Source organism: Sphingobium sp. PNB, assembly GCF_019873065.1.
GTDB classification, from domain to species: domain Bacteria; phylum Pseudomonadota; class Alphaproteobacteria; order Sphingomonadales; family Sphingomonadaceae; genus Sphingobium; species Sphingobium fuliginis.
The window spans coordinates 21,975-43,877 of record NZ_JAINEZ010000023.1; the positions used below are offsets into that span (position 1 = coordinate 21,975).

Annotated in this window: 21 protein-coding genes and 2 tRNA genes; 13 read left to right on the forward strand and 10 right to left on the reverse strand. The window is 64.2% G+C overall.

Annotated features, from left to right (window positions below):
• Positions 1-19 precede the first annotated feature (19 nt).
• Positions 20-1,639 (reverse strand): trigger factor, encoded by a 1,620-nt coding sequence (tig, locus tag K7W03_RS10200; protein ID WP_222886237.1) that lies wholly within the window; start codon positions 1,637-1,639, stop codon positions 20-22.
• 69 nt (positions 1,640-1,708) lie between these two features.
• Positions 1,709-1,793 (reverse strand) — tRNA-Leu (locus K7W03_RS10205).
• Positions 1,794-1,938: 145 nt separating this feature from the next.
• On the opposite strand from K7W03_RS10205, the gene K7W03_RS10210 reads away from it, so the two are divergent.
• The 3 genes from K7W03_RS10210 (at position 1,939) to K7W03_RS10220 (ending at position 3,825) form a co-directional block, all read left to right on the forward strand.
• Entirely contained in the window at positions 1,939-2,130 is a 192-nt protein-coding gene (locus K7W03_RS10210; RefSeq protein ID WP_044662444.1) for a hypothetical protein, read from the forward strand.
• Positions 2,131-2,276: 146 nt separating this feature from the next.
• Positions 2,277-2,882, forward strand: coding sequence for a sigma-70 family RNA polymerase sigma factor (locus K7W03_RS10215; RefSeq protein WP_048575718.1), 606 nt, complete (start codon positions 2,277-2,279; stop codon positions 2,880-2,882).
• Positions 2,800-3,825 (forward strand): FecR family protein, encoded by a 1,026-nt coding sequence (locus K7W03_RS10220; protein ID WP_048575717.1) that lies wholly within the window; start codon positions 2,800-2,802, stop codon positions 3,823-3,825. Before K7W03_RS10215 ends, K7W03_RS10220 begins: the two co-directional genes overlap by 83 nt.
• A 171-nt stretch (positions 3,826-3,996) precedes the next feature.
• Here the strand turns inward: K7W03_RS10220 and K7W03_RS10225 are convergent, their stop codons facing one another.
• Positions 3,997-4,695 carry an NAD-dependent deacylase gene (locus K7W03_RS10225; protein ID WP_222886255.1) on the reverse strand — a complete coding sequence of 233 codons (699 nt, stop codon included), beginning with the start codon at positions 4,693-4,695 and terminating at the stop codon, positions 3,997-3,999.
• Positions 4,696-4,882: 187 nt separating this feature from the next.
• Here K7W03_RS10225 and dapB point away from each other — a divergent pair, with 187 nt between their 5' ends.
• The 4 genes from dapB to K7W03_RS10245 all read left to right on the forward strand — a co-directional run bounded on the left by dapB (position 4,883) and on the right by K7W03_RS10245 (position 6,934).
• A complete protein-coding gene (gene dapB, locus K7W03_RS10230; RefSeq protein ID WP_222886238.1) occupies positions 4,883-5,647 on the forward strand; it encodes a 4-hydroxy-tetrahydrodipicolinate reductase in 765 nt (254 codons plus the stop codon).
• Between the two features lie 6 nt (positions 5,648-5,653).
• On the forward strand, positions 5,654-6,304 hold the full coding sequence (gene nth / locus K7W03_RS10235; protein ID WP_044662448.1) for an endonuclease III: 651 nt from the start codon (positions 5,654-5,656) through the stop codon (positions 6,302-6,304).
• A 95-nt stretch (positions 6,305-6,399) separates the two neighbouring features.
• On the forward strand, positions 6,400-6,783 hold the full coding sequence (locus K7W03_RS10240) for a hypothetical protein (RefSeq protein WP_413469324.1): 384 nt from the start codon (positions 6,400-6,402) through the stop codon (positions 6,781-6,783).
• Between the two features lie 74 nt (positions 6,784-6,857).
• Positions 6,858-6,934: transfer RNA gene (locus K7W03_RS10245), tRNA-Arg, on the forward strand.
• Positions 6,935-6,948: 14 nt separating this feature from the next.
• Here the strand turns inward: K7W03_RS10245 and K7W03_RS10250 are convergent.
• The 4 genes from K7W03_RS10250 to K7W03_RS10265 all read right to left on the reverse strand — a co-directional run bounded on the left by K7W03_RS10250 (position 6,949) and on the right by K7W03_RS10265 (position 13,262).
• A complete protein-coding gene (locus K7W03_RS10250) occupies positions 6,949-7,434 on the reverse strand; it encodes a methylated-DNA--[protein]-cysteine S-methyltransferase (protein ID WP_222886239.1) in 486 nt (161 codons plus the stop codon).
• Between the two features lie 81 nt (positions 7,435-7,515).
• Positions 7,516-8,916 (reverse strand): efflux transporter outer membrane subunit, encoded by a 1,401-nt coding sequence (locus K7W03_RS10255; protein ID WP_222886240.1) that lies wholly within the window; start codon positions 8,914-8,916, stop codon positions 7,516-7,518.
• Positions 8,917-8,921: 5 nt separating this feature from the next.
• Complete coding sequence (locus K7W03_RS10260) at positions 8,922-12,098, reverse strand: efflux RND transporter permease subunit (protein WP_222886241.1); 3,177 nt, start codon at positions 12,096-12,098, stop codon at positions 8,922-8,924.
• Positions 12,099-12,101: 3 nt separating this feature from the next.
• On the reverse strand, positions 12,102-13,262 hold the full coding sequence (locus tag K7W03_RS10265) for an efflux RND transporter periplasmic adaptor subunit (RefSeq protein ID WP_222886242.1): 1,161 nt from the start codon (positions 13,260-13,262) through the stop codon (positions 12,102-12,104).
• A 118-nt stretch (positions 13,263-13,380) separates the two neighbouring features.
• Between K7W03_RS10265 and K7W03_RS10270 the strand changes: the two genes are divergently transcribed.
• Together K7W03_RS10270 and K7W03_RS10275 are read left to right on the forward strand one after the other, a co-directional pair.
• Entirely contained in the window at positions 13,381-13,968 is a 588-nt protein-coding gene (locus K7W03_RS10270) for a TetR/AcrR family transcriptional regulator (protein ID WP_025549192.1), read from the forward strand.
• Positions 13,969-14,099: 131 nt separating this feature from the next.
• Positions 14,100-14,264, forward strand: a complete 165-nt coding sequence (locus K7W03_RS10275; protein WP_165363355.1) for a hypothetical protein — start codon at positions 14,100-14,102, stop codon at positions 14,262-14,264.
• Positions 14,265-14,277: 13 nt separating this feature from the next.
• Here the strand turns inward: K7W03_RS10275 and K7W03_RS10280 are convergent, their stop codons facing one another.
• The 3 genes from K7W03_RS10280 to K7W03_RS10290 all read right to left on the reverse strand — a co-directional run bounded on the left by K7W03_RS10280 (position 14,278) and on the right by K7W03_RS10290 (position 19,411).
• The gene (locus K7W03_RS10280) at positions 14,278-17,169 is read right to left on the reverse strand and encodes a M16 family metallopeptidase (protein ID WP_222886243.1); all 2,892 of its coding nucleotides are present in this window, start codon (positions 17,167-17,169) and stop codon (positions 14,278-14,280) included.
• 136 nt (positions 17,170-17,305) lie between these two features.
• The gene (locus K7W03_RS10285) at positions 17,306-18,691 is read right to left on the reverse strand and encodes a DEAD/DEAH box helicase (RefSeq protein WP_061938865.1); all 1,386 of its coding nucleotides are present in this window, start codon (positions 18,689-18,691) and stop codon (positions 17,306-17,308) included.
• A gap of 249 nt (positions 18,692-18,940) precedes the next feature.
• On the reverse strand, positions 18,941-19,411 hold the full coding sequence (locus K7W03_RS10290) for a pyridoxamine 5'-phosphate oxidase family protein (protein WP_222886244.1): 471 nt from the start codon (positions 19,409-19,411) through the stop codon (positions 18,941-18,943).
• Between the two features lie 114 nt (positions 19,412-19,525).
• On the opposite strand from K7W03_RS10290, the gene K7W03_RS10295 reads away from it, so the two are divergent.
• The 4 genes from K7W03_RS10295 (at position 19,526) to K7W03_RS10310 (ending at position 21,845) form a co-directional block, all read left to right on the forward strand.
• Complete coding sequence (locus tag K7W03_RS10295) at positions 19,526-20,098, forward strand: NifU family protein (RefSeq protein WP_222886245.1); 573 nt, start codon at positions 19,526-19,528, stop codon at positions 20,096-20,098.
• Between the two features lie 100 nt (positions 20,099-20,198).
• Positions 20,199-20,828, forward strand: a complete 630-nt coding sequence (tsaB, locus tag K7W03_RS10300) for a tRNA (adenosine(37)-N6)-threonylcarbamoyltransferase complex dimerization subunit type 1 TsaB (RefSeq protein WP_222886246.1) — start codon at positions 20,199-20,201, stop codon at positions 20,826-20,828.
• Positions 20,825-21,307 carry a GNAT family N-acetyltransferase gene (locus K7W03_RS10305; RefSeq protein ID WP_222886247.1) on the forward strand — a complete coding sequence of 161 codons (483 nt, stop codon included), beginning with the start codon at positions 20,825-20,827 and terminating at the stop codon, positions 21,305-21,307. The genes tsaB and K7W03_RS10305 overlap by 4 nt, the downstream gene beginning before the upstream one ends.
• A 112-nt stretch (positions 21,308-21,419) precedes the next feature.
• Complete coding sequence (locus K7W03_RS10310) at positions 21,420-21,845, forward strand: MucR family transcriptional regulator (RefSeq protein ID WP_025549185.1); 426 nt, start codon at positions 21,420-21,422, stop codon at positions 21,843-21,845.
• The last annotated feature ends 58 nt before the right edge of the window (positions 21,846-21,903 follow it).

Genomic DNA, 21,903 nt, shown 5'->3' on the forward strand with positions numbered 1-21,903 from the left:
CTGTCAGACCGAAAAGGCCTTATTCAGCCTTGGCGGCAGCCTTCTTGGCCGGAGCTTTCTTGGCCTTGGGCTTCTCCTCGGCAGCGGCTTCCTCAGCCACGGCCTCATCCTTCTTGGCGGCGGCCTTCTTGGCCGGAGCCTTCTTGGCCGGGGCCTCTTCGGCGGCAGCCTCGGCCGGAGCCGCTTCCTCGGCCTCGGCAGCCTTCTTCTTCGGCGCAGCCTTCTTCGCCTTGGGCTTTTCGTCATGATCATGGTCATGGTCATGGTCATGACCACAGCCCGGACCGTGGACGTGCGGCTTCAGATCGCCATCCTCAGCCTCGATCGCGGCTTCCAGCTCTTCCCGGCTGACGGCCCGGTCGGTGATCTCCGCCTTCTCGAACAGGAAGTCCACCACCTTGTCCTCATAGAGCGGCGCACGGAGCTGCGCGGCCGCCATCGGGTCCTGACGCACATATTGCACGAAGCGCTCGCGGTCCTGCGGGCTGTACTGCTGGGCTGCCTGCATGATCAGGCGGTTCATTTCCTGATCGCTGACGACAACGCCATTGGCCTGGCCGATTTCCGAAAGCAGCAGGCCCAGGCGGACGCGGCGCACGGCGATGGCGCGATAGTCTTCCTTCTCCGCTTCCATCTCCTTGAGGGCCGCTTCGGGGTCTTCCTCATGGCTGGCTTCGTGCTGGAGCTGCGCCCAGATCTGGTTGAACTCGGCCTCGACCATGCTCGGCGGCACGTCGAAATCGTGGGCAGCGGCGAGCTGGTCGAGCAGCTTGCGCTTCATATGGGTGCGGGTCAGGCCATTATGTTCCTGCTCGATCTGGCCCTTCAGCAGTTCCTTGAGCTTGTCCAGGCCCTCCAGGCCCAGCGACTTGGCGAAATCATCGTCCAGCTTGGGCTTGTCGGCATTCAGGATCGCCTTGACGGTGATGTCGAAGGTCGCTTCCTTGCCGGCGAGGTGCGCCGCGCCATAATCTTCCGGGAAGGTCACGGTGATGGTCTTCTCGTCACCCTTCTTGACGCCGGCAAGCTGCTCCTCGAAGCCCGGGATGAACTGACCCGAGCCGATCTTGAGCTTCACGTCCTCGGCCGAACCGCCCTCAAAGGCCTCGCCGTCGATCTTGCCGACGAAATCGATGGTCAGCGTATCGCCGTCCTTCGCCTTGTGGCTGGCGGCATGCTCTTCCAGCGCGCCCTGCTGGGTCGCGATGCGGCCGGCGGCTTCATCCACCTGCGCATCAGCCACCTCGACGGTCAGACGCTCCAGCTTCAGCCCTTCGATGCTCGGCGCCGCGATCTCGGGCAGCACTTCCAGCTCGACCTTCACCTCGGCGTCCTTGCCGAATTCGAAGGCCTCGTCCAGCTCGACCGAAGGCTGCATCGCCGGACGCAGCTTCTGGTCAGCGATCAGCTTCTGGATGCTGTCCTGGATCGAGCTGTTGAGCGCATCGCGCTGCAGCGATTCGCCATGCATCTTCTTGACGAGGTTGGCGGGCACCTTGCCGGGGCGGAAGCCGGGCATGCGGACCTGCGGCGCGATGGCGGCCACTTCCTTTTCCACGCGGGCGTCGATGTCCTTCGACGTGATGGTCACGGTGTAGGCGCGCTTCAGGCCCTCGTTCAACGTCTCGACAGTCTGCATCTCTTCTCTCAAACGCTTTCTAAAGCTGAATTTCGTTGGCGCCTGCGCATCCTATAGAGTCTGGCGCACTGGTGCGGGCGAAGGGACTCGAACCCCCACATCTTGCGATACCAGAACCTAAATCTGGCGCGTCTACCAATTTCGCCACGCCCGCATCGGTCGCCGGTCGGCGCGGCATAGAGAAAAGCGACCCATGAAGCAAGGCCCAGAGGTCCAGCCTGTGGATAACCGGTGGATAAGTCCGAACGGAACCCATCCCCCCGGCCGGGCGTAACCGCTCATATCAAGGAGAGACAGCCATGGCCACCCATCCCGACCCGGCGCCCGACGGCGTGCCGCCCCCCGACAGGATCGACCCTCAATCGCCGCCGGAAACCCCTGCGCCCCTCACGCCCGACGAAACCCCCGCCGGCGAGCCGCCGGAAATCGTGCCCAATGGTCCCGATTTCGACCAGCCGGACAGCGCGCCGCCCGAACTCCCTCCCGTCTGATCGACATTTTGGTCACAGAGCGTGGGTTTTCCACAGAAACGGGAAATAATGCCTGCGCAATCGCTGGACAGGCCCCTGCATCCATGATTGAACTATGACAAACAGATGAATTCGGGAGAGGCGCGGCTGACAGCAAGGGGGTCATCGTGCACAGGGTTCGCGCTAAGCTGGAATGGTTCAAGACAGTGATCCTACCACAGGAAGCTGCTCTCAGAGGGCGCCTCCGGAGGATCCTGCCTGCCAATCAGGAACTGGAAGACATGGTCGCGGAGGTACTCGCCCGCGCCTATGCCACTGAAAATTGGGAAAATGTGACGACCGGTCGGGCTTATCTCTTCACCATAGCCCGCAATCTGGTGATCGACACCGCACGCCGTAACAAGGTGGTGAGTTTCGAAACCATTGCCGACCTGGAACTACTGCAGGGCGAAAATAATGTGGAGGCTCAGCTTCACGCCCGCGAGGCTCTGCGCCAGGTCGAGACGATCGTCGATTCGCTTCCGACACAATGCCGCCGGGTCTTCATTCTCCGCCGTATCCATGAAAAATCGATGCTGGAAATAGCGGAGGAAATGTCCCTGTCCGTTTCTACAGTTGAAAAACATCTGGCCAAAGCGATCGCAATAGTTATGCGGGCCTGGGCGGAACGTGAGGAAACGGATTTCGAACGTGCAGGCGTCGGGACCAGATTCGGGCTACGAAAGCAGGGACAAGATCGAGGCGGAAGCCGCGCGCCTGCTGGCAAGGCTTAATGGCGATCCTCGTCCCGAGGTCGAAGCGGAAATCTGTCGCTGGGTCGAAGCCGATCCCCGTCATGCCGTAGCGTTCGCGCGGGCCGAAGCCGCTTGGGAAGCGGCCGAACGGCTCAAGAGCGCGGCCGCCGAAGTCAACCTGCCCCCGCTGGAAGCCATCGTCAGCGAGGAACAGCAGCGCCGCCTGTCGCGCAACATCATGATCGCCGCCGCCGTCGCGGTGATGCTGTTCATCGTCGCTGCCATCGTCACGGTCCGCACCTTCAGCGGCGTCGACCATTATGAAACGCGGATCGGCCAGATCAGCGACATCGCGCTGGACGACGGCTCCACCCTGCATCTCAACAGCGACAGCGCCGCCGAGGTCCGCTTCACCGATCATGGCCGCAAGGTCCGCATCCTGAAGGGCGAAGCCTCTTTCGACGTTGCCCACGACCGTTCCCGCCCCTTCGACGTCGAGGCCCGCTCCGCCGTCATCCGCGCCGTCGGCACCGCCTTCAACGTGCGGTTGCGCCCTTCATTGGTCGAACTGACCGTCACGCAGGGCACCGTCACGGTGCATTCCGGCAACGATCTGGCCCAGCAGATCAGCGCCGGCAGCGGCGCCGTCATCCAGCCGCGCAGCGTGTCGCTCACCCACCTCGACTCGCGCCTCATCGGCCAGCGGACCGCCTGGCGCGAACAGATGGTGGAACTGGACGGAGAGACCATCGAACAGGCCGCGAGCGAGTTCAACCGCTACCGTGCGGCGCCGATCCTGATCGGGGACACCCGGGTCTCATCGCTCCGCATCGGCGGCCGCTTCCGTATCACCGACAGCAAGGAATTCCTCTCCGCCCTGCAACTCAGCCTGCCCATCCGGGTGGTCGCCGGACAGGACGGCTCGGTCATGCTGCTCTATCAGGATGAGCCGGAGCTAGCGGACAACGCCGCCGGCGAATAGGAGCGGGAAGCAAAACACTCCCCCTCATCCCCAGACATTATCGCCATGGTCCCCCGGCCTCTCATCCCGTCATCCCGGCGAACGCCGGAATCTCAGGCGGCATATGGCACGACCGGACCGCAGAAGAATCCGCTTTCGGTCCAATGGCCATGCGAAGCGGCCCGTTCCGGACTACCCCAATAATTCCCGCACCAATTCCGGCACCAGGATACTCGCCGCCCCCATACGGCTTTCCTCGAAATAGAAGCTGCCCGCCGATGGCTCCAGATTCAACTCCAGCGTCCGGGCTCCCACATGGCGGGCGGTCTGCACGAATCCCGCCGCCGGATACACTGCCCCGGAAGTGCCCACCGAAACGAACAGGTCGGACCGCCGCAAGGCATCGTCGATCAAATCCATCCGATAGGGCATCTCCCCGAAGAAAACGATGTCGGGGCGCAGGGCCGGACGCCCGCACCCGCCGCAGGCCGAGCCGGGGGGCAGAGCCGGCGTCCATGGCACCGCCTTGCCGCAAGCCGCACAGAGCGCCGACCGCAACTCGCCATGCATGTGGACCAGCCGCTTCGCCCCGGCCCGCTCGTGCAGATCGTCCACATTCTGCGTGACGATCAGCAGCTCGCCCGGCCATGCCGCATCCAGCGCCGCCAGCGCCTCGTGCGCGGCATTGGGCTTCACCTCATCCAGCTTGGCCCGCCGCTCGTCATAAAAGCGATGCACCAGCGGGGCATTCCGGGCCAGAGCTTCGGGCGTGCACACATCCTCGACCCGATGCCCCTCCCACAGGCCATCGGGCCCGCGAAAGGTGGCAAGGCCGCTTTCCGCCGAAATTCCCGCACCGGTCAGGATCACGATATTGCGAATGTCGTCCATCTCTTCTTCCGGCGCCATGGTTGCATATCATGGCTATGCCGCATTCGGGATCATCCGGACATCGTTTTTGCAGAACGGATCATTGGCTTGGCCCAACCAGCCATTTATCGTCCATTTCCGTACCGTGGGGATGACAAGCCCGGCCCATTCTGGCATCGGCCATCCGACCTTTCAGGGAATGAGGCTGATGACACGGATCGGGATTTTCGGCGCGGCTGGCCGCATGGGACGCGCCATCGCGCAGGTCGCTCAGGAGGCTGGGCTGGCAATCGCCGGAGGCACCGACCGCGGTTGCGCGGGAGAGCTTGCCCCCGGCATCGCCATCACTGCCGATCCGCTTGCCCTGGCCGAGCAAAGCGACGTGCTGATCGACTTTTCCGTGCCCGCCGCCCTGTCGGCCCATCTGGACGCCTGCATTGCGGCGAAGAAGCCGATCCTCATCGGCACCACCGGACTGGAATCCGCGCACCATGCGCTGATCGACGAAGCGTCAAGGCAAGTCCCGATCCTCCAGACCGGCAATACCTCTCTGGGCGTCAACCTGCTGGCGGCGCTGGTGGAACAGGCTGCGGCGCGCCTCAACGACGATTGGGACATAGAGATCGTCGAAATGCACCATCGTCATAAGGTCGATGCGCCTTCCGGCACTGCGCTGTTGTTGGGCGAAGCCGCCGCGCGCGGGCGCGGTATCGCTCTTGCCGACCATAGCGAACGCGGGCGCGACGGCATCACCGGCGCACGGGCCAGGGGTGCGATCGGCTTTGCGGCATTGCGCGGCGGATCGGTGGCGGGCGACCATCAGGTGATCCTCGCGGCCGAGGGCGAGCGAATCGAAATCGGCCATCGCGCCGAAAACCGCGTCATCTTCGCGCGGGGCGCGGTGAAGGGGGCCCAATGGCTGATCGGCCAACCTGTCGGCCGCTACGACATGAAAGGCGTGCTGGGCCTGTAAACGCCGATGAAGAAGGACCAGATCTTCGATTTCTTCAGCCGCCTCGCTGAAGCCAATCCGGCGCCCCGAACGGAGCTGGAATATGGCAATGTCTATCAGTTGCTGGTCGCGGTGGTGCTTTCCGCGCAGGCGACGGACGTGGGCGTCAACAAGGCGACCCGCGCGCTCTTCCGCGATGTCCACACGCCACAGCAGATGGTGGAACTGGGCGAAGAAGGCCTGAAGCAGCATATCAAGACCATCGGCCTCTTCAACGCCAAGGCGAAGAACGTCATCGCCCTGTCCGAAATCCTCCTGCGCGATTTCGGCGGAGAGGTGCCGCAGGATCGCGATGTCCTGACCACCCTGCCCGGCGTCGGGCGAAAGACCGCCAATGTCGTGGTCAACACCGCGTTCGGGCAGGAAACATTCGCAGTCGACACCCACATCTTCCGTGTCGGCAACCGTACCGGCCTAGCGCCGGGCAAGACGCCGCTTGCCGTCGAACTGAAGCTCGAGAAAAACGTTCCCGGCCCCTTCCGCCGCGATGCCCATCACTGGCTGATCCTGCATGGCCGCTATGTCTGCAAGGCGCGCAAGCCCGAATGCTGGCGCTGCATCGTGGCCGACCTCTGCCGCTTCAAGCCCAAGACGCCCGCGCCCGGCACCAGCCCCTGATTATTGCGCGGTTCAGCCGCCGCGCGGTAGAAGGAGCGACAGGACGGATGACAGGCTCCCGCGACGTCATCCGGACAGTCAACAGGAGAGACGATATGTCTGCCCCCCTTATCCGCCAATTCGCCCTGGCCGCGGCACTCGCCTGCACGGCTGCCCCTGCCCTCGCCGGAAAGGCTCCGGACAATCTGGTCCCGGCCGGCAAGCCGGTCGATTGCGTTCAACTGAATGCGATCCGCTCCACCGAGGTCCGCGACGACAGGACCATCGATTTCATCATGAACGGCAACAAGGTCTATCGCAATATCCTGCCGATGAGTTGCCCCAGCCTGGGTTTCGAGCGGCGCTTCCTCTACAAGACCAGCCTGTCCCAGCTCTGCTCGGTGGACATCATCACGGTGCTCTACCAGACCGGCGGATTGCAGCGTGGACCGAGCTGCGGCCTTGGGAAATTCCAGCCGATGCAGAAAATGGCGAAATAACTTTGGCCTGAGGCGATTTTGATGCTGGCGCGAGCGATTGGGCTTTGCTAAGCGGCCCTTCGCACCAGCGACACGCACCCATAGCTCAGCTGGATAGAGCGTTGCCCTCCGAAGGCAAAGGCCAGAGGTTCGAATCCTCTTGGGTGCGCCATTTTCGAATGGATGTCAGAGAAATTTTCCCTCCAGACCAAGCAGATAGCTTTTGGCCTTCAAGCCGCCTGCAAAGCCCGTCAGTGCGCCGTTGGCGCCCACCACCCGGTGGCACGGCGCGATGATGGAAATCGGGTTGCGCCCATTGGCGGCACCCACTGCGCGGCAGGCGGACGGTCTCCCGATCTGGCGGGCAATGTCGGCATAGCTGCGCGTTTCTCCAAAGGGGATGGTCAGCAGCGCGGTCCAGACGCTTTTCTGAAAATCCGTGCCGTTGAAATGCAGCGGCAGATCGAACGTCTCCCGCTGCCCGGCGAAATATTCATTCAGTTGCCGTCCCGCTTCCTCCAGCACCGGATGATCGACCCTTTCGGTCCGCTGCCCCATGGGCACCCGCCGGGGATCGTCATCCTGCCACAGGACCGCCGCCAGCCCCGCCTCGCACGCGACCAGCGTCAGTTCACCGACGGGCGATGCCAGCGTCCGATATGCATAAGTCATGCCCTGTCCTTTCAGCCCTTTGCCGACGCCAGCATGGGGCATGACATGCATGGCCGCCTTCCCGCCGCTTGCGGTCAAAGATCATTTCAGGCCGCCACCCATCGCGCGATACAATTCGACCATGTTCGCGGCGCGCGCCAGCCGTGTCGCCAGCAGGCTCTGTTCGGCATTATAGAGCGTCCGCTGCGCATCCAGCGTGGTCAGGAAGGGATCGACGCCGGCGCGGAACCGCGCTTCCGACAGGCGATAGCTTACCCGCGCCGCATCCCGCAGGGATGTCTGCGCCTCCATTTGCTCCGTCATCGTGCCGCGCCGGGCAAGCGCATCGGCGACTTCGCGGAAACCCGCCTGCACGCTCTTCTCATAGGTGGCGACCATCGCGTCATAGGTGGCCCGCGCATAGCGCAGATTGCCCTTGTTGCGGCCGAAATCGAAGATCGGCAGGCTGGCGGACGGCACCACCGACCATGTGTCGCTGCCCGACTTGAACAGATTGGACAGGCCAAGGCTCAACGTCCCGAACGCCGCAGTCAGGGAGATATTCGGGAAGAAGGCCGCTCGCGCCGCGCCGATATTGGCATTGGCCGCCAGCAACTGATGTTCGGCCGCCATGATGTCCGGGCGTCGCAGCAAAGCCGTGGAAGGCAGGTCGGCCGGCAGGTTGGAGAGGGTGACGTCGCCATCCGGCATCGCCGCCGGCAAGTCCTCCGCCGCCACCGTCATACCGGCCAGCAGGTTCAGCGCATTCTGGTCCTGCGCCACCAGGGTCGTCGCTTCGGCAATATCGGACCGCGCCCGGTCATGGCTGGTCTGCGCCTGCCGCACTTCCAGTTCCGACGCGATCCCCTTGGCGAAGCGGGCCTTGGTGAGGTCCAGCGTCTGGCCGAAGGCTTTTTCCAGATCGCGCGCAATCCTCAGCCGCTCCTGATCCGCCGCCATGGCTAGCCAGGCGTTCGCGACCTCTGCGACCAGCGCGGTCTGCGCCGCATTCCGGTTCTCGACCGATGCGAAATATTGTTCCTGCGCCGCCCTGCTGAGGTTGCGCACCCGGCCGAACAGGTCGATTTCCCAGGCCGACACGCCTACGGACGCCGAATAGATGTCCATCCGGCCGGTCCCGACCTGCGAGAAGGGCGTATCCTGATAGGTGGCGCTGCCGCTGGCGTTCACAGTGGGAAATATGTCCGCCCGCCGCACGCGATATTGCGCCCGCGCCTGCTCGACATTGGCAAGGGCGACACGCAGGTCGCGATTATTGGCCAGCGACGTCTCGATCACCCGCGCCAGGCGGGGATCGACGAAGAAATCCTTCCAGGCCGTATCCGCCGGAACGATCGCCTGCCCCTGCCCAGCCGGATAGGCCGGCCCCTGCGGGCTCCCCCCCGGCACCGGCAAGGCAGGGCGCACATATTTGGGCGCCATGTCGCAGGCCGCGAGCGTCAGCGCCAGAGCAGCCGCCGAAAACGGCTTCATCTTGTTCATTATCCTCATGCCTCCTGCGGACCCAGGCGGGCGACGCCCTCATGCCCGCCCTGATCCTTGCCATGATGTTCGCGGAACAGCCGCTTCACGACAGTGAAGAAGACCGGCACGAAGAAGATGGCGAGCACCGTCGCGGACAGCATGCCGCCGACCACGGCCCAGCCTATGGCGTTCTGGCCGCCTGCGCCCGCGCCCTTCGCCACCGCCAGCGGCAGCACGCCGAAGACGAAGGCGAAGCTGGTCATCAGGATCGGCCGCAGGCGCAGCTTGCCCGCCTCCAGCGCCGCCCGCGCGGGTGGCAGCCCCTCGCGCATCTTCTCCTCGGCGAATTCGACGATCAGGATGGCGTTCTTGGCCGACACGCCGATGGTCGTGATCAGGCCGACCTGAAGGTAGATGTCGTTGTTGAGGCCGACCAGCATCGCGGCGACCACCGCGCCGAACACGCCCAGCGGCACCACCAGCATCACGGCGATGGGCACGGACCAGCTTTCATAAAGCGCAGCCAGGCACAGGAACACGATCAGCATCGACAGCGCATAAAGCGCCGGCGCCTGCCCGCCTGAGGTCTTCTCCTCATAGGAAATGCCGTTCCATTCATAACCGACGCCTGCCGGCAGCTTGGCCGCCATTTCCTCCATCGCCTTCATCGCCTCGCCGGTCGAAACGCCCGGCGCGGGCGCACCCATGATCTGCATCGACGGCACGCCGTTGAACCGCTCCAGCTTCGCCGGGCCATGGGTCCATTCGGTCGTCGCAAAGGAAGAGATCGGCGCCATCGCGCCGCCGCTTCCCCGCACATGCAGCACGCCGATCGAATCCGGCGTGGTCCGGAACGGCGCATCGGCCTGCACATAGACGCGCTTCACCCGGTCGCGGTCGATGAAGTCGTTGACGTAGCTGCTGCCCATCGCCGTGCTGATCGTATCGTTGACATCGGACTGGGCGATGCCCAGCGCGCCCGCTGCCGCCTGATCGACGTCGAGCTTGAGCTGCGGCGTATCCTCCAGCCCGTTGGGGCGCACCTGCGCCAGCCGCTTGTCGGCCATGGCCATGCCCAGCAACTGGTTGCGCGCCTCCAGCATCCTGTCATGGCCCAGCCCGGCGCGGTCCACGAGCTGAAAGTCGAAGCCGGTGGCATTGCCCAGTTCCTGCACGGCGGGCGGCACGAAGGCGATCGCCATGCCTGCGGAAATCCGCTGGAACGCGCCATTGGCACGCAAAGCGATGGCGGACACCTTGTTGTCGGCGCCCTCGCGCTGCGACCAGTCCTTCATCCTGACAAAGGCGAGGCCGACATTCTGGCCCTGGCCCACGAAGCCGAAGCCGGAGATGGTAAAGACGGCGGCAACATTCCGCTTCTCGTCCGTCATATAGTGATCGCGCACCTTCGCCAGCGTCCGTTCGGTCTCCTCCAGCGTCGACCCGGTCGGGAGCGACACCTGGTTGATGATGATGCCCTGATCTTCATCGGGCAGGAAACCGCCAGGCAGGCGCAGGAAGACCAGCGCCATCCCCGCGACGATCAATGCATAGACCAGCATCGTGCGGCCCCAGCGCCGCTCGACCTTCTCCACGGTCGCGCCGTATCGCACGACATTGCGGTCGAAGGTCCGGTTGAACCAGTCGAAGAAGCGGCCGAAGCGCGACCCCAACGGGCCGGTCCAGACATGGCTGTGCCCCCGGGGCCGCAGGATCGTCGCGCAAAGCGCGGGCGTCAGGATCAACGCGACCAGCACCGACAACACCATGGCGGACACGATGGTGATGGAGAACTGGCGGAAGATCACGCCCGTCGACCCGCCGAAGAACGCCATGGGCAGGAACACCGCCGACAGCACCAGACCGATACCGATCAGCGCGCCGCTGATCTCGTCCATCGACTTCTTCGCGGCTTCCTTCGGGCTAAGCCCCTCTTCCTGAATGATGCGCTCGACATTCTCGACCACGACGATGGCGTCGTCGACCAGCAGGCCGATCGCCAGCACCATGCCGAACAGCGTCAGCGTATTGATGGTGAACCCCGCCGCATAGAGGATCGCCAGCGATCCCAGCAGCACGACCGGCACCGCAATGGTGGGGATCAGCGTGGCGCGCCAGTTCTGAAGGAACAGGAACATCACCACGAAGACGAGCAGCGTCGCTTCGAACAGCGTGTGGATGACCTGCTCCACCGACAGTTTCACGAAGGTCGAATTGTCCACCGGGAAGTCGTATTTGACCCAGCTCGGGAAGGTTTTCGATAGTTCGTTGACCCGGTTCTTCACGCCTTCCACCGTATCGAGCGCATTGGCGCCCGGCGCCAGCCTTACGCCGAAGCCGGCGGCCGGATGGCCATTGAACCTCGCGCCGAAGCTGTAGCTTTCCGCACCCAACTCCACCCTGGCGACATCCGCCAGATAGACGACCGATCCGTTGCTGTTGCTGCGCAGCCGGATCTGCCGGAACTCCTCGGGGGTCCTGAGGCGCGACTGCGCCGTCACGGTGGCGTTCAGCGCTTGGCCGCGGGGCGACGGCGTGCCGCCGATCTGGCCTGCGGAAACCTGCGCATTCTGGGCGCGTATGGCGGATTTGACGTCGCCGGTGGTGACGCCCAGATTGGCCATCTTATAGGGATCGAGCCAGATGCGCATCGCATATTGCGCGCCCAGCAACTGGGTATCCCCCACGCCGTCGACGCGGCTGATCGGATCCTGCAGGGCGGAAGCGACGAAATCGCCCGCATCCTGCTGATCATGAATGCCGTCATCGGCATAGACGGCCATGATCATCAGGAAGGTCGAGGTGGATTTGGTGACGCGCAGGCCCTGTTGCTGCACTTCCTGCGGCAACAGGGGGGTGGCCTGGGCCAGCTTGTTCTGGACCTGGACCTGCGCGATGTCGGCATCCGTTCCCTGCTCGAAGGTCAGGGTGATGGTGAGGTTGCCCGCCGAATCGCTGCTGGACGAGAAGTAGCGGAGATTGTCGATGCCCTTGAGCTGCTGCTCTATGATCTGCGTCGTCGTGCTTTCCAGCGTTTCCGCATTCGCGCCTGGATAGGTGGTCGCGATCGTCACCGCGGGCGGCGCGATCTCCGGAAACTGCGCCACGGCCAGCGAGCGCAGGGCCAGAATGCCGGCCAGCATGATGACGATGGCGATGACCCATGCGAAGATGGGCCTGTCGATGAAATAGCGGGCCATGACTTAGTTCGCCCCGCCGGCATTCGCCTGCCTGCCCGCCGTCACCTGCTGCGGCGCGCCCGGCTTCACGACCGTTCCGGGCCGCAGGTTCACCAGGCCCTCCACGACCAGCCTGTCTCCCGCCCTCAGCCCCTTGGTGACGATCCACTTGTCGCCAATGGCCCGGTCGGTTTCGACCTGACGCAGTTCGACCTTGTTGTCCGCACCCACCACCATGGCGGTGGCCCGGCCCCGCGCATCGCGGGTGATGCCCTGCTGCGGCGCAAGGATCGCCTGGCTGCGTTGGCCCTCGACCAGCCTGGCCCGCACATACATGCCGGGCAGCAACAGGCCGTCCGGATTGGCGAAGGTCGCACGCAGCGTCACCGCGCCCGAACTGGGATCGACCGTCACCTCGGAAAATTGCAGACGCCCCTCGATCGGATAGACGCTGCCATTGGGCAGCAGCAACTGGACCCGCGCGCCGTTAGCGGCACTGACGCCGCCTGCTTTCATCGCCTGCTTGAGGTCGATGATCTGCGCGGCCGACTGGGTCACGTCGACATAGACGACGTCGGTCCGCTGGATCGTCGCCAGCGGGTCGGCCTGTCCTGCCTGCACCAACGCGCCCGGCGTGAACAGGGAACGGCCGATCCGCCCGGAAATGGGGGCCCTTATGCGGGTGAAATCCTGGTTCACCTGCGCGGCCTGCACCGCCGCCCGCTGCGCGGCGACATCGGCGCGCGCCTGCTGGGCCGAGGCGGCGGCATTGTCGGCCTCCTGCCGGCTGACGGCGTTGATGCCGACCAGTTCCTTGTAACGCTGCGCCTGCAGTCCCGTCGCCCGGATCGATGCCTGCGCCCGAGAGAGAGCGCCCTGCGCCTGCCCCAGGGCGGCGCGATAGGGCGCATCCTCGATCTCGTAGAGCAATTGGCCCGCACGCACCACGGCGCCTTCGGTGAACAGGCGGCGGCGGATGACGCCGCTGATCTGGGGCCGGACCTCTGCCGTTTCCACTGCGGCGATGCGGCCGGGAAGCTCGGTCGTCAGCGGAGCGTTTTCCACCGTCAATTTCACCACACCGACCGCGGGCGGCGGCGGCGCAGGCTGCTGCTGCTGGCCACAGGCGCCCAGCGCAAGGGCCGACGCGCAGGCGAACAGTCCGACAAAAATCCCCTTTTGCATCGGTCGATGCTCCGTTTCCACTGGTGGCTTCAATTGGAATGAACGTTCATTCCGCTTGCGCGGCAGGTAGGAACATGCCACAATTTGTTCAAGAGTAAAAAAGACGGGACGAAGATTTTTGGCTGCATTGCAACATGAACGGAATGCCAGGGACCGCATATTGGATGCGGCCCGCGATCTGTTCGCCGCCAACGGTTTTCATCAGAGCGCGATGGCCGAACTGGCTGCCGCGGCGCATGTGTCCGTCGGCCAGATCTACCGGCTGTTCAAGGGCAAGGAAGACATTATCGAAGCGATCGTGAATAGCGATACGCGCGAACGCGAAGCGACGATCCTGAGCTTGCAGAACCGGCTCGAGGCAGGGGAGATCAGCATAGAGCGGACCTTCGAACTGCTGTTGCTGGAGGTGATGGACAACCCGCATGAGGCCCTGTCCTTCGATATTCTGGCCGAAGGATTCCGCAACGCGCGGGTCGCGGGCACGATTGCCGACATGTGCAACGGCCTGCGGAAATCCTTGGGGGATTTCGCCTGCGTCGCAAACCCCGGATTGTCGGGCGAAGCGCTGAAAAGCGCCGAAGAAATGATCCTGGCCTGTTTGTTCGGGTTGGGCCATCGCAGCCTGTCGGCACCGACCATCAGCGCTGAGCGTACCGCCAAATGCGCGGCCTTCATGATCGTCGCCGCGCTTCGCGCCATGGACTGAAGGCGCGGGCTTCGGTCCGGCTCGGCTTCCGGTCAGTCTGCCGCGTTGCAGCAGAAATGCCTGAAATCAGCCGCAACTTTCGGCCGCCGGAAACATTCCTGCCCCCAAATCGTTCCCCCGGGAGGCAAGAAATGGGTATCAACATGTCGTTCGACCGCAGCTATTTCGAGGCGCGGCTGGACCGCAATCGCAGGCTGGCCGCCCGCTCCCGCAATCCGGAAATCCGCGCGATCCACATGGAATATGTGCGGCTCTACAGCCAGTTGCTGGAACAGACGGAGCGCGTCCCGGCCTGAGCCGCCGGTCCGGCTATTTGGCGGCGACGCCATCGGGCAGCACCACCGCAGACCAGCTCTTGCCGGACACCAGATATTTGGCCGCCAGCGCCTGAATATCGGTTGGCGTGACGGTCAGCATGTCCTGCGCCATGGTCTGCATCGCCTGTACATAGCGCGGGTCGTGGGTAGCGCCCTCCATCTGGTTCATCCAGAAGGCATTGCCTGTCCCTGCCCGCATCAGCAATTGCCGCATCGGCGCGACGGCGCGCTGCAATTCATCCTCGCTCACCGGATTTTTGACGAGGTCCGCCGCCGTGTCCTTCACCACGCCATAGAAATAACGGACGCGATCCGGGCGCACTTGGCTCGTCACCAATATGTAACCGCCGCTTTCATAGGAAAATGGCCAGTTGTTCTGGACGCTGGGCGAATAGGCCGCGCCTTCGGTCGAACGCAGCTTGTCGAACAGCCGATCGTTGAAAATCTGCGTCAGGATTTCAAGCTGCCGCGCTTCCTTCGTCAGTGCGAACCCGCCTGCCGTGGGCCATGCCATGACCGCCGCCGCTTGCTCCTTGTCGCCCTTGTGCCGCAGGATCACCGGGCTTTCGACATGGGCGGGAAAGCGCATCAGCTTGTTGGCGGCGGGAACCGGGACATCCGCCCGCTGCGGCAGCGCACCGAAGGTCGCCGCCACGGCTGCAATGGCATCGTCCGCCTTCACCTGCCCGAAAATCTGTATCTCGACGGGCCCGGATGCCAGCAGCGGTTCCCATGTGGCGCGGAAGGCTTGTGGAGTCAGCGCGTCGATCTCCGCCCGCGAAGGCGTGCGGAACCGCACATCCTTGTCGTGCAGCAACCAGTTGAGGTCCCGAGCCAGCACGGAATCCGGCGCCCGCTCCATTGCGTCATAGGCGACCCCTGCCCCCGTCTTCACGCGCGCGATCGGCGCGGGGTCCCATCCCGGCGCAAACAGCTTGGTCGCGAACAGCAGCAACTGGTCCTTATAATCCGCCGGACGCGTTACGGCCTGCATTTCAAAGGCATCGTCGTCGATGGCGAAATCCATCCCCATGCGGCGGCCATTGGTCAGGTCATCGAGTTCCCGCTGGCCCAGCTTCCCTATTCCACTCGCCACCAGCGCATAATCCGCCGCCCAGCCCGGCACGGGCCGGGTCGGGGAAAAGGCCTGCTGGCCATGACCGAAGCGGACGTTGATCCGCACCTTCTCCGTTTCCGCATCATTGGCGAACAGGGTCAGCTTGACGCCGTTGGAGAAGACAATGCTTTCCATCCCCGGCAGGCCGATGGGCGTACGCGAAACGACCTTCCCCGGCGCGCCGAGCTTCGGCAGGTCGGCCATGGTCACAACCTTGTCCGCCAGCCGCGCATTGGTCGCCGCCTTGACCGGCGCGGCGACAGCGGCGGCCAGCTTCGCGTCGACGCCGGGCTGGACCTTGCCAGTGATCAGCTGCGCGCGGAAGACGCCGGCGGAGAAGAGCCGCCGGGTCGAATCCAATATCTTCTGCGGCGTCATGCCCGTCTTGCCGGAGCGGAAGATGTCCAGCGCCGCCTGCGGGCTGACCGTGGTTTCGCGAATGTCGACCGCGCTCACCAGGTCGCTCGCCTGCTTGGCGCCCGCCTCCGTATCGGCATTCTCGACCTGGATCGCGAGTGCGGTGTCCATCTGCGCATATTCGCGGTCGATCTCTATCTGGCTTGGCGGCGCGGCCTTGGCATCCTCTATGATCGCGCGCACGTCTCCCAACGCCTTTTCCCAATTCTCGCCCGTGGGCACGATGGTGACGAAGGTGCCATCGGCGGACCGGCTGACATCCTGCTGATCCACGCTTGCCTGCAGGAAGCTGCCGCCGCTGCGCGCAGCCTGTTCCAGACGGCGGCTGATGATCTGCAGGGCCAGCATGTCGGTCAGCTTGTCCTGATTGTAGACGATGGTGTCGGCATGCGGCTTCCACGGGCGCAGCCAGGCCATGGTGAGACCGGTGGGCGCGCCGGGCTCCACCGTCACCCTGGTTGCCGGGGCCTTGGGGTCGGGCTCCCCGAAATCGGGTAGCGGCGCGCCCTTTCCGGGGACGGTCCAGGAGCCGAAATTATCCTTGATCAATTGTTCGGCCATGGCCGGGTCGATGTCGCCCGCAATAGAGATCACGGCATTTTCCGGGCGGTACCAGCGCTGGTGAAAAGCTTCCATCTTCGCCGCCGTGACGGCATTCAGCGTTGCCACCGTGCCGATGGGGCTATGGTCGGCCAGCGGCTGGCCAGCGAAGAAATGCCGTCTTGTCGCATCGGAAATCCGCATCTGCGGCCCATCGCTCTCCCGCTTTTCCGCAAGGACCACGGCGCGCTCGGCATTCACGGCGCTCTCGACGATATTGGGGTCGGCCATCATGCCGGCGAGTATCTTCATGCTTTCGCCCAGGCTGGCCTGCGTCGCCTGCGGCAGGTCGAGCGCATAGGTGGTCCCGGTCGGCGTCGTCTGTGCATTGCTGTCGCTGCCGAAGGTGACGCCCAGCCGCTGCCAGATGCGTTTGGATTCCCCGTCGGGCACATGGCGGGAGCCGCGGAAGGTCAGATGCTCCATGAAATGGGCATATCCCAGCTCATCGGACTGCTCCATCAGCGAGCCGGCGTCGATCCGCAGCCGGACCGACACCTGACCCGGCGGAACGCCATTGCGGCGGACGGCATAGCGCACGCCATTGGACAGGGTGCCGAAGCGCCAGGCCGGATCGATCGGAACATCGCTGTTCTCGTAGAGCCATGGCCTGACCTGCGCCTTGGTCGAGCCCGGCGCCGTGGATGTGGCAGTCGGGTCCGTCTTCGCCCCCAGAGGCGCGGGCATTCCCGAAAGCAGCAGGGCAAGGACGGACAGCGAAGCGGCGGAACGCCGGAAGGAAAAGCTCATGGCCGTGCAGCCTAAAGAGATTTTCCTGAATGGCCACTGACAAAGAGGAAGGAACCTCATCTTCCCGCGAAGACGGGAATCCGGTCAAACGGCAGGACTGGGCTCCTGCCTTCGCAGGAGCCCATCATATCCAGGATTACCGCCCGCCGGTCTTCTGCACCGCGCCCTTATGCGCGCCGACATTGCTGCCGCCGCGACGGCGCCGGAAATTCTTCTTTGCCGGCTTCGCAGCTTCGCCATCCGGCCGATGCGCCCGTTCGGTATTGCCGCGCTGCTGCTTCTGCTGGTCCTGATAGCGGCGTTGCCCGTCGGCGCGCCGCGTCTTCTGCTCCGGCGTCTGCTCCCGACCCTTGCGCTGCGGCGCGGCCTTGGGAAGATTGCGCACCGCCTCGACGAAATTCTCCGGCAGCGGGACAACGTCCAGCTTCACCTTGGTCGTCCGCTCGATGGCCTTCAGATAAGGCCGCTCGTCGTCCGCCACGAAGCTGATCGCAACGCCCTCCGCCCCTGCCCGCGCCGTGCGGCCGATGCGGTGGACATATTGTTCCGGCACATTGGGCAGTTCGAAATTGATGACATGGCTGACACCCGACACGTCGATGCCGCGCGCGGCGATGTCGGTCGCCACCAGCAGCTTCACATGGCCATGGCGGAAGGCCTGGAGCGCGGTGGTCCGCTGCGCCTGGCTCTTGTTGCCATGGATCGCCACGGCCTGGATGCCCGCGCCCTCCAGAAAGCGCACGACCCGGTCGGCGCCATGCTTGGTCCGGGTGAAGATCAGCGCGCGGTCGATGTCTTCCTTCTGGATCGTCAGGTTGAGCAGCGCCTGCTTCTCCATCTGGTTGACGAAGGTAGCCTGCTGCCGGACCCGCTCCGCCGTGGTCGACTGCGGCGCGACGCTCACCTTGACCGGATCGTGCAGGAACTGGCTGGCCAGCGCCTCGATCTCGCCCGGCATGGTGGCGGAGAAGAAGAGGTTCTGCCGCTCCTTCGGCAGCAGCTTGGCGATGCGCTTCAACGGGTGGATGAAGCCCATGTCCATCATCTGGTCGGCTTCGTCGAGGACGAATATCTCGGTATCCTTGATGGTGAAGGCGCGCTGGTCGATCAGGTCGAGCAGACGGCCCGGCGTCGCCACGACGATGTCGACGCCGCGCCCCAGCGCCCGGATCTGCCGGTTGATCGGCACGCCGCCGAACACCACCTCCACGGACAGCTTCAGGAAGCGGCCATAGTCGCGGAAGCTCTGCGCGATCTGCGCGGCGAGTTCGCGCGTCGGCGACAGCACCAGCATGCGGCAGCCCTGGAGCGGCGTCGGCTTGGGATTGCGGGCGAAATGGTCAAGGCTGGGCAGCGCGAAGGCAGCGGTCTTGCCGGTGCCGGTCTGCGCGATGCCGCACAGGTCCTTGCCCTTCAGCAGCACGGGAATGGCCTGCGCCTGGATCGGCGTCGGCGAGGCATATTTCTTGGCGGCCAGCGCCTTCAGGATCGGCTCGGCAAGGCCAAGGTCGGTAAATTGCATGGATGATAACTCACGAATGGGCCCCGGCGTCTTCCGGCAGGGCCGGGACGCAAGGCGGGTTACGAAACGACCCGCGTGAAAAGGGAAGCCTCAAAGCTTGGCGCAGACTTTCATTGGCCGGCCCCGATGCCCGTTCGGGCCGAAGCGATCACGCTGCCAATCGCTGGAAGGGGCGTGAAGCCCGCTGCTGCGTTGCAGCGCATATGGCGGGAATGGCGGGAAAAAGCAAGTGGCGGCTTTCGCTTCCCCCTACAACGTCACCTCCACATGCTTGCTCCGCATCTCTTCGCGCACGTCTCCGCCGAACATTTGCCGGAACATGCCGCCAAGCGACATGTCGGCACGCCAGATTTCCGCGCGGCCAAGATCGAAACGGAGCATCGTCAGATGCGGGTCCTGCCGTCCGCCGGGATACCAGCTCGCTACGTCATGGGTCCAGTACCGGTCGATCACCGCCGGGTCCGTCTCCTCGACCAGAGTGCCGTCGATGCAGGCGAACAGGAAATGTCCCTTGCCTGCGAACTGGGCCATGGCCGGTCCGCCCCTCGCCAGCCGGTTCTCCCGCGTCGTATAGAACCAGAAGCAATGGTTCGCGCCGGGATCGAGCTGCGCCGTCATGGGCATGCTGTGATCGGGCGACCCTCTCAACCCGACCATCAGGAACGGGCTTTGCGACAATTCCGTCCAGAAGCGGTGGCGGATGTCGGCCTTATTGCTCATCTTCTCTCTCCCTTCGATCTCAGGCGGGACTCAATCGACGGCGCCAAGCGATTTGCAGGAGTCAATTTAGCACGAAAGCTTGATCTTGCGCAGTCTTCTCTCCACATAGCGCGCATGTTGATCGAGACCGAAGCGACGCCCAATCCGGCAACCGTCAAGTTCATTCCCGGCCGCGTGGTCATGGGCATGGGCACCCGCGATTTCGCCACACCGGAAGAAGCGGAGGCTTCGCCGCTGGCCGATGCGCTGTTCGGCCTGGGCGACGTGACGGGGGTCTTTTTCGGCGGGGACTTCATTTCCGTCACCATCGCGCCCGGCGCGCAGTGGAGCGATGTGAAGCCCGACATCCTTTCGATCCTGCTCGAACATTTCTCCGCCAACATGCCGCTGTTCGCGCCCGGCTCGGCAGGCGAAATCTTCGTCCCCGAGGAGGAGGAATTTACGGACGATCCGGAAGATGAGGAGATCATCGCCCAGATTCGCGAGCTGATCGACACCCGTGTCCGGCCGGCCGTGGCCAATGACGGCGGCGACATCATCTATCGCGGCTTCGACAAGGGAACCGTCTATCTGCGCATGCAGGGCGCCTGTTCCGGCTGCCCCTCCTCCACGGCGACGCTGAAGAACGGGATCGAACAACTGCTCAAACATTATGTGCCCGAAGTGACGGAGGTCCGCGCCGTCTGAGCGGCGAAACAGTTGGCCGGGAACAATTGGCAAACCCGTGCCGATCGATTAACCGCAGAGCCGGGCATCGCATCGGGCGAGCGGTCAACAGGGGTTTTCTTTGCGCATATTGGTCATCGACACCGCGACACAGGCGCTGTCCGTGGCGCTGCTCGATGACGGAGCGCCCCTGGGCCATTTTCATGAAATCGTCGGGCGTGGCCATGCCGAAGCGCTGCTGCCCGCCATCGCTGCCCTGCCCGACGGCGGCCGGGCCGATGCGATCGCCGTCGATGTCGGCCCCGGCAGCTTCACCGGCGTGCGCATCGGGATCGCCGCCGCGCGGGCGCTGGCGCTGGCCTGGAACATTCCGCTGCATGGCTATGGCGCGCTCGCCATGATCGCGGCCAGGGCGGCGGCAGGGGATCATAAGGACGAGTCCCTGGCCGTCACCATTACCGGCGGTCATGGCGAGTTGTTCTGGCAGGCCTTCTCCACTGACGGGCTTGCGCCCCTCGGCCCGCCTGCCTCCACACCGATTGCCGAACTGGCGAAGCAATTGACGCAGCCCACCATCTACGGCACCGGCGCCGAAGCGCTGGTGACGGCGCGCGGTCATGGCATGGCGGTCAGCCTGTATCCCGATGCCGCGGACTATCCGCTGATCGCCGGGCTCCCGTCGCTCCCGCCCTCCCCCCTTTATTGCCGTGGCGCGGATGCGCGTCCGATGGCGGAACGGGCAGCGTCATGACGACGCCCGGCCTGACGCTCCAGACCTATGAGGATGGCGAACGCAACGCGATGAGCGATGCCATGGACGTCATGGTGCGCGCCTTCGACCCGGCCTTTGGCGAAGCATGGACATTGCCGCAGCTCGCCGGGGTGATGACCATGCCGGGAACCTGGCTCACCATCGCCCGGATCGACGCCGCGCCGGTCGGCTTCGCGCTGGTCCGTTCCGTGCTTGACGAATGCGAATTGCTGCTGTTGGCCGTCAGCCCGCTCTGGCGCGGGAGGGGCATTGGCGAGGACCTGCTGCTCGACAGCCTCAGGACGGCGCGCAAGCGGGGCATTACGTCGATGAATCTGGAAGTTCGCGCGTCGAATACGGCAATAAGGCTATATGAAAAAGCCGGGTTCGAATATGTACACCGCCGTCCCGGTTACTATCGCGGCAACGATGGACAACTTCACGACGCGCTAAGCTTTCGTATCGACATGCTTAGATGATTTAAATCCGCCCTTGCAAAACAGAAACCATCGGTATAGCTGACCCATACCGCTCCTGAAATGATTTTCCTCGGGCGGGTCGCGCAACCAATAGCCTTCGCAGGGAAAAGAAATGGAAACTGAATCAGCGCAGAGCGAACTGCTCATTACTTTGACGTCGGATATTGTCGCGGCCCATGTCTCGAACAACAGCGTTGCCGTCTCTGACGTATCTACCCTGATCCAGAATGTGCACGCCGCGCTTTCCGGTCTGGCCACTCCCGCCGCCGCGCCGGAGGTGAAGCCCGAACCCGCCGTCTCCGTCCGCTCGTCGATCAAGCCCGACTACATCATCTGCCTGGAAGACGGCAAGAAGCTGAAGATGCTGAAGCGCCACCTGATGACTCATTATCAGATGACGCCCGAAGATTATCGCGCTAAATGGGGCCTGCCGGCCGATTATCCGATGGTCGCGCCCAACTATGCCGAACAGCGCCGCAGCCTGGCCAAGAAGATCGGCCTCGGCACCAAGCGCCGTCGCGTCCGCGCTCCCAAATAAACGCGCAAAGCGCAGGCAAACGCCCATGCAAGGGGTGCGCGTATCGCGCGCCCCTTTT

What these genes read in the sequence shown, in the direction of transcription:
- tig (WP_222886237.1), bottom strand. Translation starts at nt 1,639, where the DNA reads ATGCAGACTGTCGAGACGTTGAACGAGGGCCTGAAGCGCGCCTACACC.
- K7W03_RS10210 (WP_044662444.1), top strand. Translation starts at nt 1,939, where the DNA reads ATGGCCACCCATCCCGACCCGGCGCCCGACGGCGTGCCGCCCCCCGAC.
- K7W03_RS10225 (WP_222886255.1), bottom strand. Translation starts at nt 4,695, where the DNA reads ATGGACGACATTCGCAATATCGTGATCCTGACCGGTGCGGGAATTTCG.
- dapB (WP_222886238.1), top strand. Translation starts at nt 4,883, where the DNA reads ATGACACGGATCGGGATTTTCGGCGCGGCTGGCCGCATGGGACGCGCC.
- nth (WP_044662448.1), top strand. Translation starts at nt 5,654, where the DNA reads ATGAAGAAGGACCAGATCTTCGATTTCTTCAGCCGCCTCGCTGAAGCC.
- K7W03_RS10240 (WP_413469324.1), top strand. Translation starts at nt 6,400, where the DNA reads ATGTCTGCCCCCCTTATCCGCCAATTCGCCCTGGCCGCGGCACTCGCC.
- K7W03_RS10250 (WP_222886239.1), bottom strand. Translation starts at nt 7,434, where the DNA reads ATGACTTATGCATATCGGACGCTGGCATCGCCCGTCGGTGAACTGACG.
- K7W03_RS10255 (WP_222886240.1), bottom strand. Translation starts at nt 8,916, where the DNA reads ATGAACAAGATGAAGCCGTTTTCGGCGGCTGCTCTGGCGCTGACGCTC.
- K7W03_RS10260 (WP_222886241.1), bottom strand. Translation starts at nt 12,098, where the DNA reads ATGGCCCGCTATTTCATCGACAGGCCCATCTTCGCATGGGTCATCGCC.
- K7W03_RS10265 (WP_222886242.1), bottom strand. Translation starts at nt 13,262, where the DNA reads ATGCAAAAGGGGATTTTTGTCGGACTGTTCGCCTGCGCGTCGGCCCTT.
- K7W03_RS10275 (WP_165363355.1), top strand. Translation starts at nt 14,100, where the DNA reads ATGGGTATCAACATGTCGTTCGACCGCAGCTATTTCGAGGCGCGGCTG.
- K7W03_RS10280 (WP_222886243.1), bottom strand. Translation starts at nt 17,169, where the DNA reads ATGAGCTTTTCCTTCCGGCGTTCCGCCGCTTCGCTGTCCGTCCTTGCC.
- K7W03_RS10285 (WP_061938865.1), bottom strand. Translation starts at nt 18,691, where the DNA reads ATGCAATTTACCGACCTTGGCCTTGCCGAGCCGATCCTGAAGGCGCTG.
- K7W03_RS10290 (WP_222886244.1), bottom strand. Translation starts at nt 19,411, where the DNA reads ATGAGCAATAAGGCCGACATCCGCCACCGCTTCTGGACGGAATTGTCG.
- K7W03_RS10295 (WP_222886245.1), top strand. Translation starts at nt 19,526, where the DNA reads ATGTTGATCGAGACCGAAGCGACGCCCAATCCGGCAACCGTCAAGTTC.
- K7W03_RS10305 (WP_222886247.1), top strand. Translation starts at nt 20,825, where the DNA reads ATGACGACGCCCGGCCTGACGCTCCAGACCTATGAGGATGGCGAACGC.
- K7W03_RS10310 (WP_025549185.1), top strand. Translation starts at nt 21,420, where the DNA reads ATGGAAACTGAATCAGCGCAGAGCGAACTGCTCATTACTTTGACGTCG.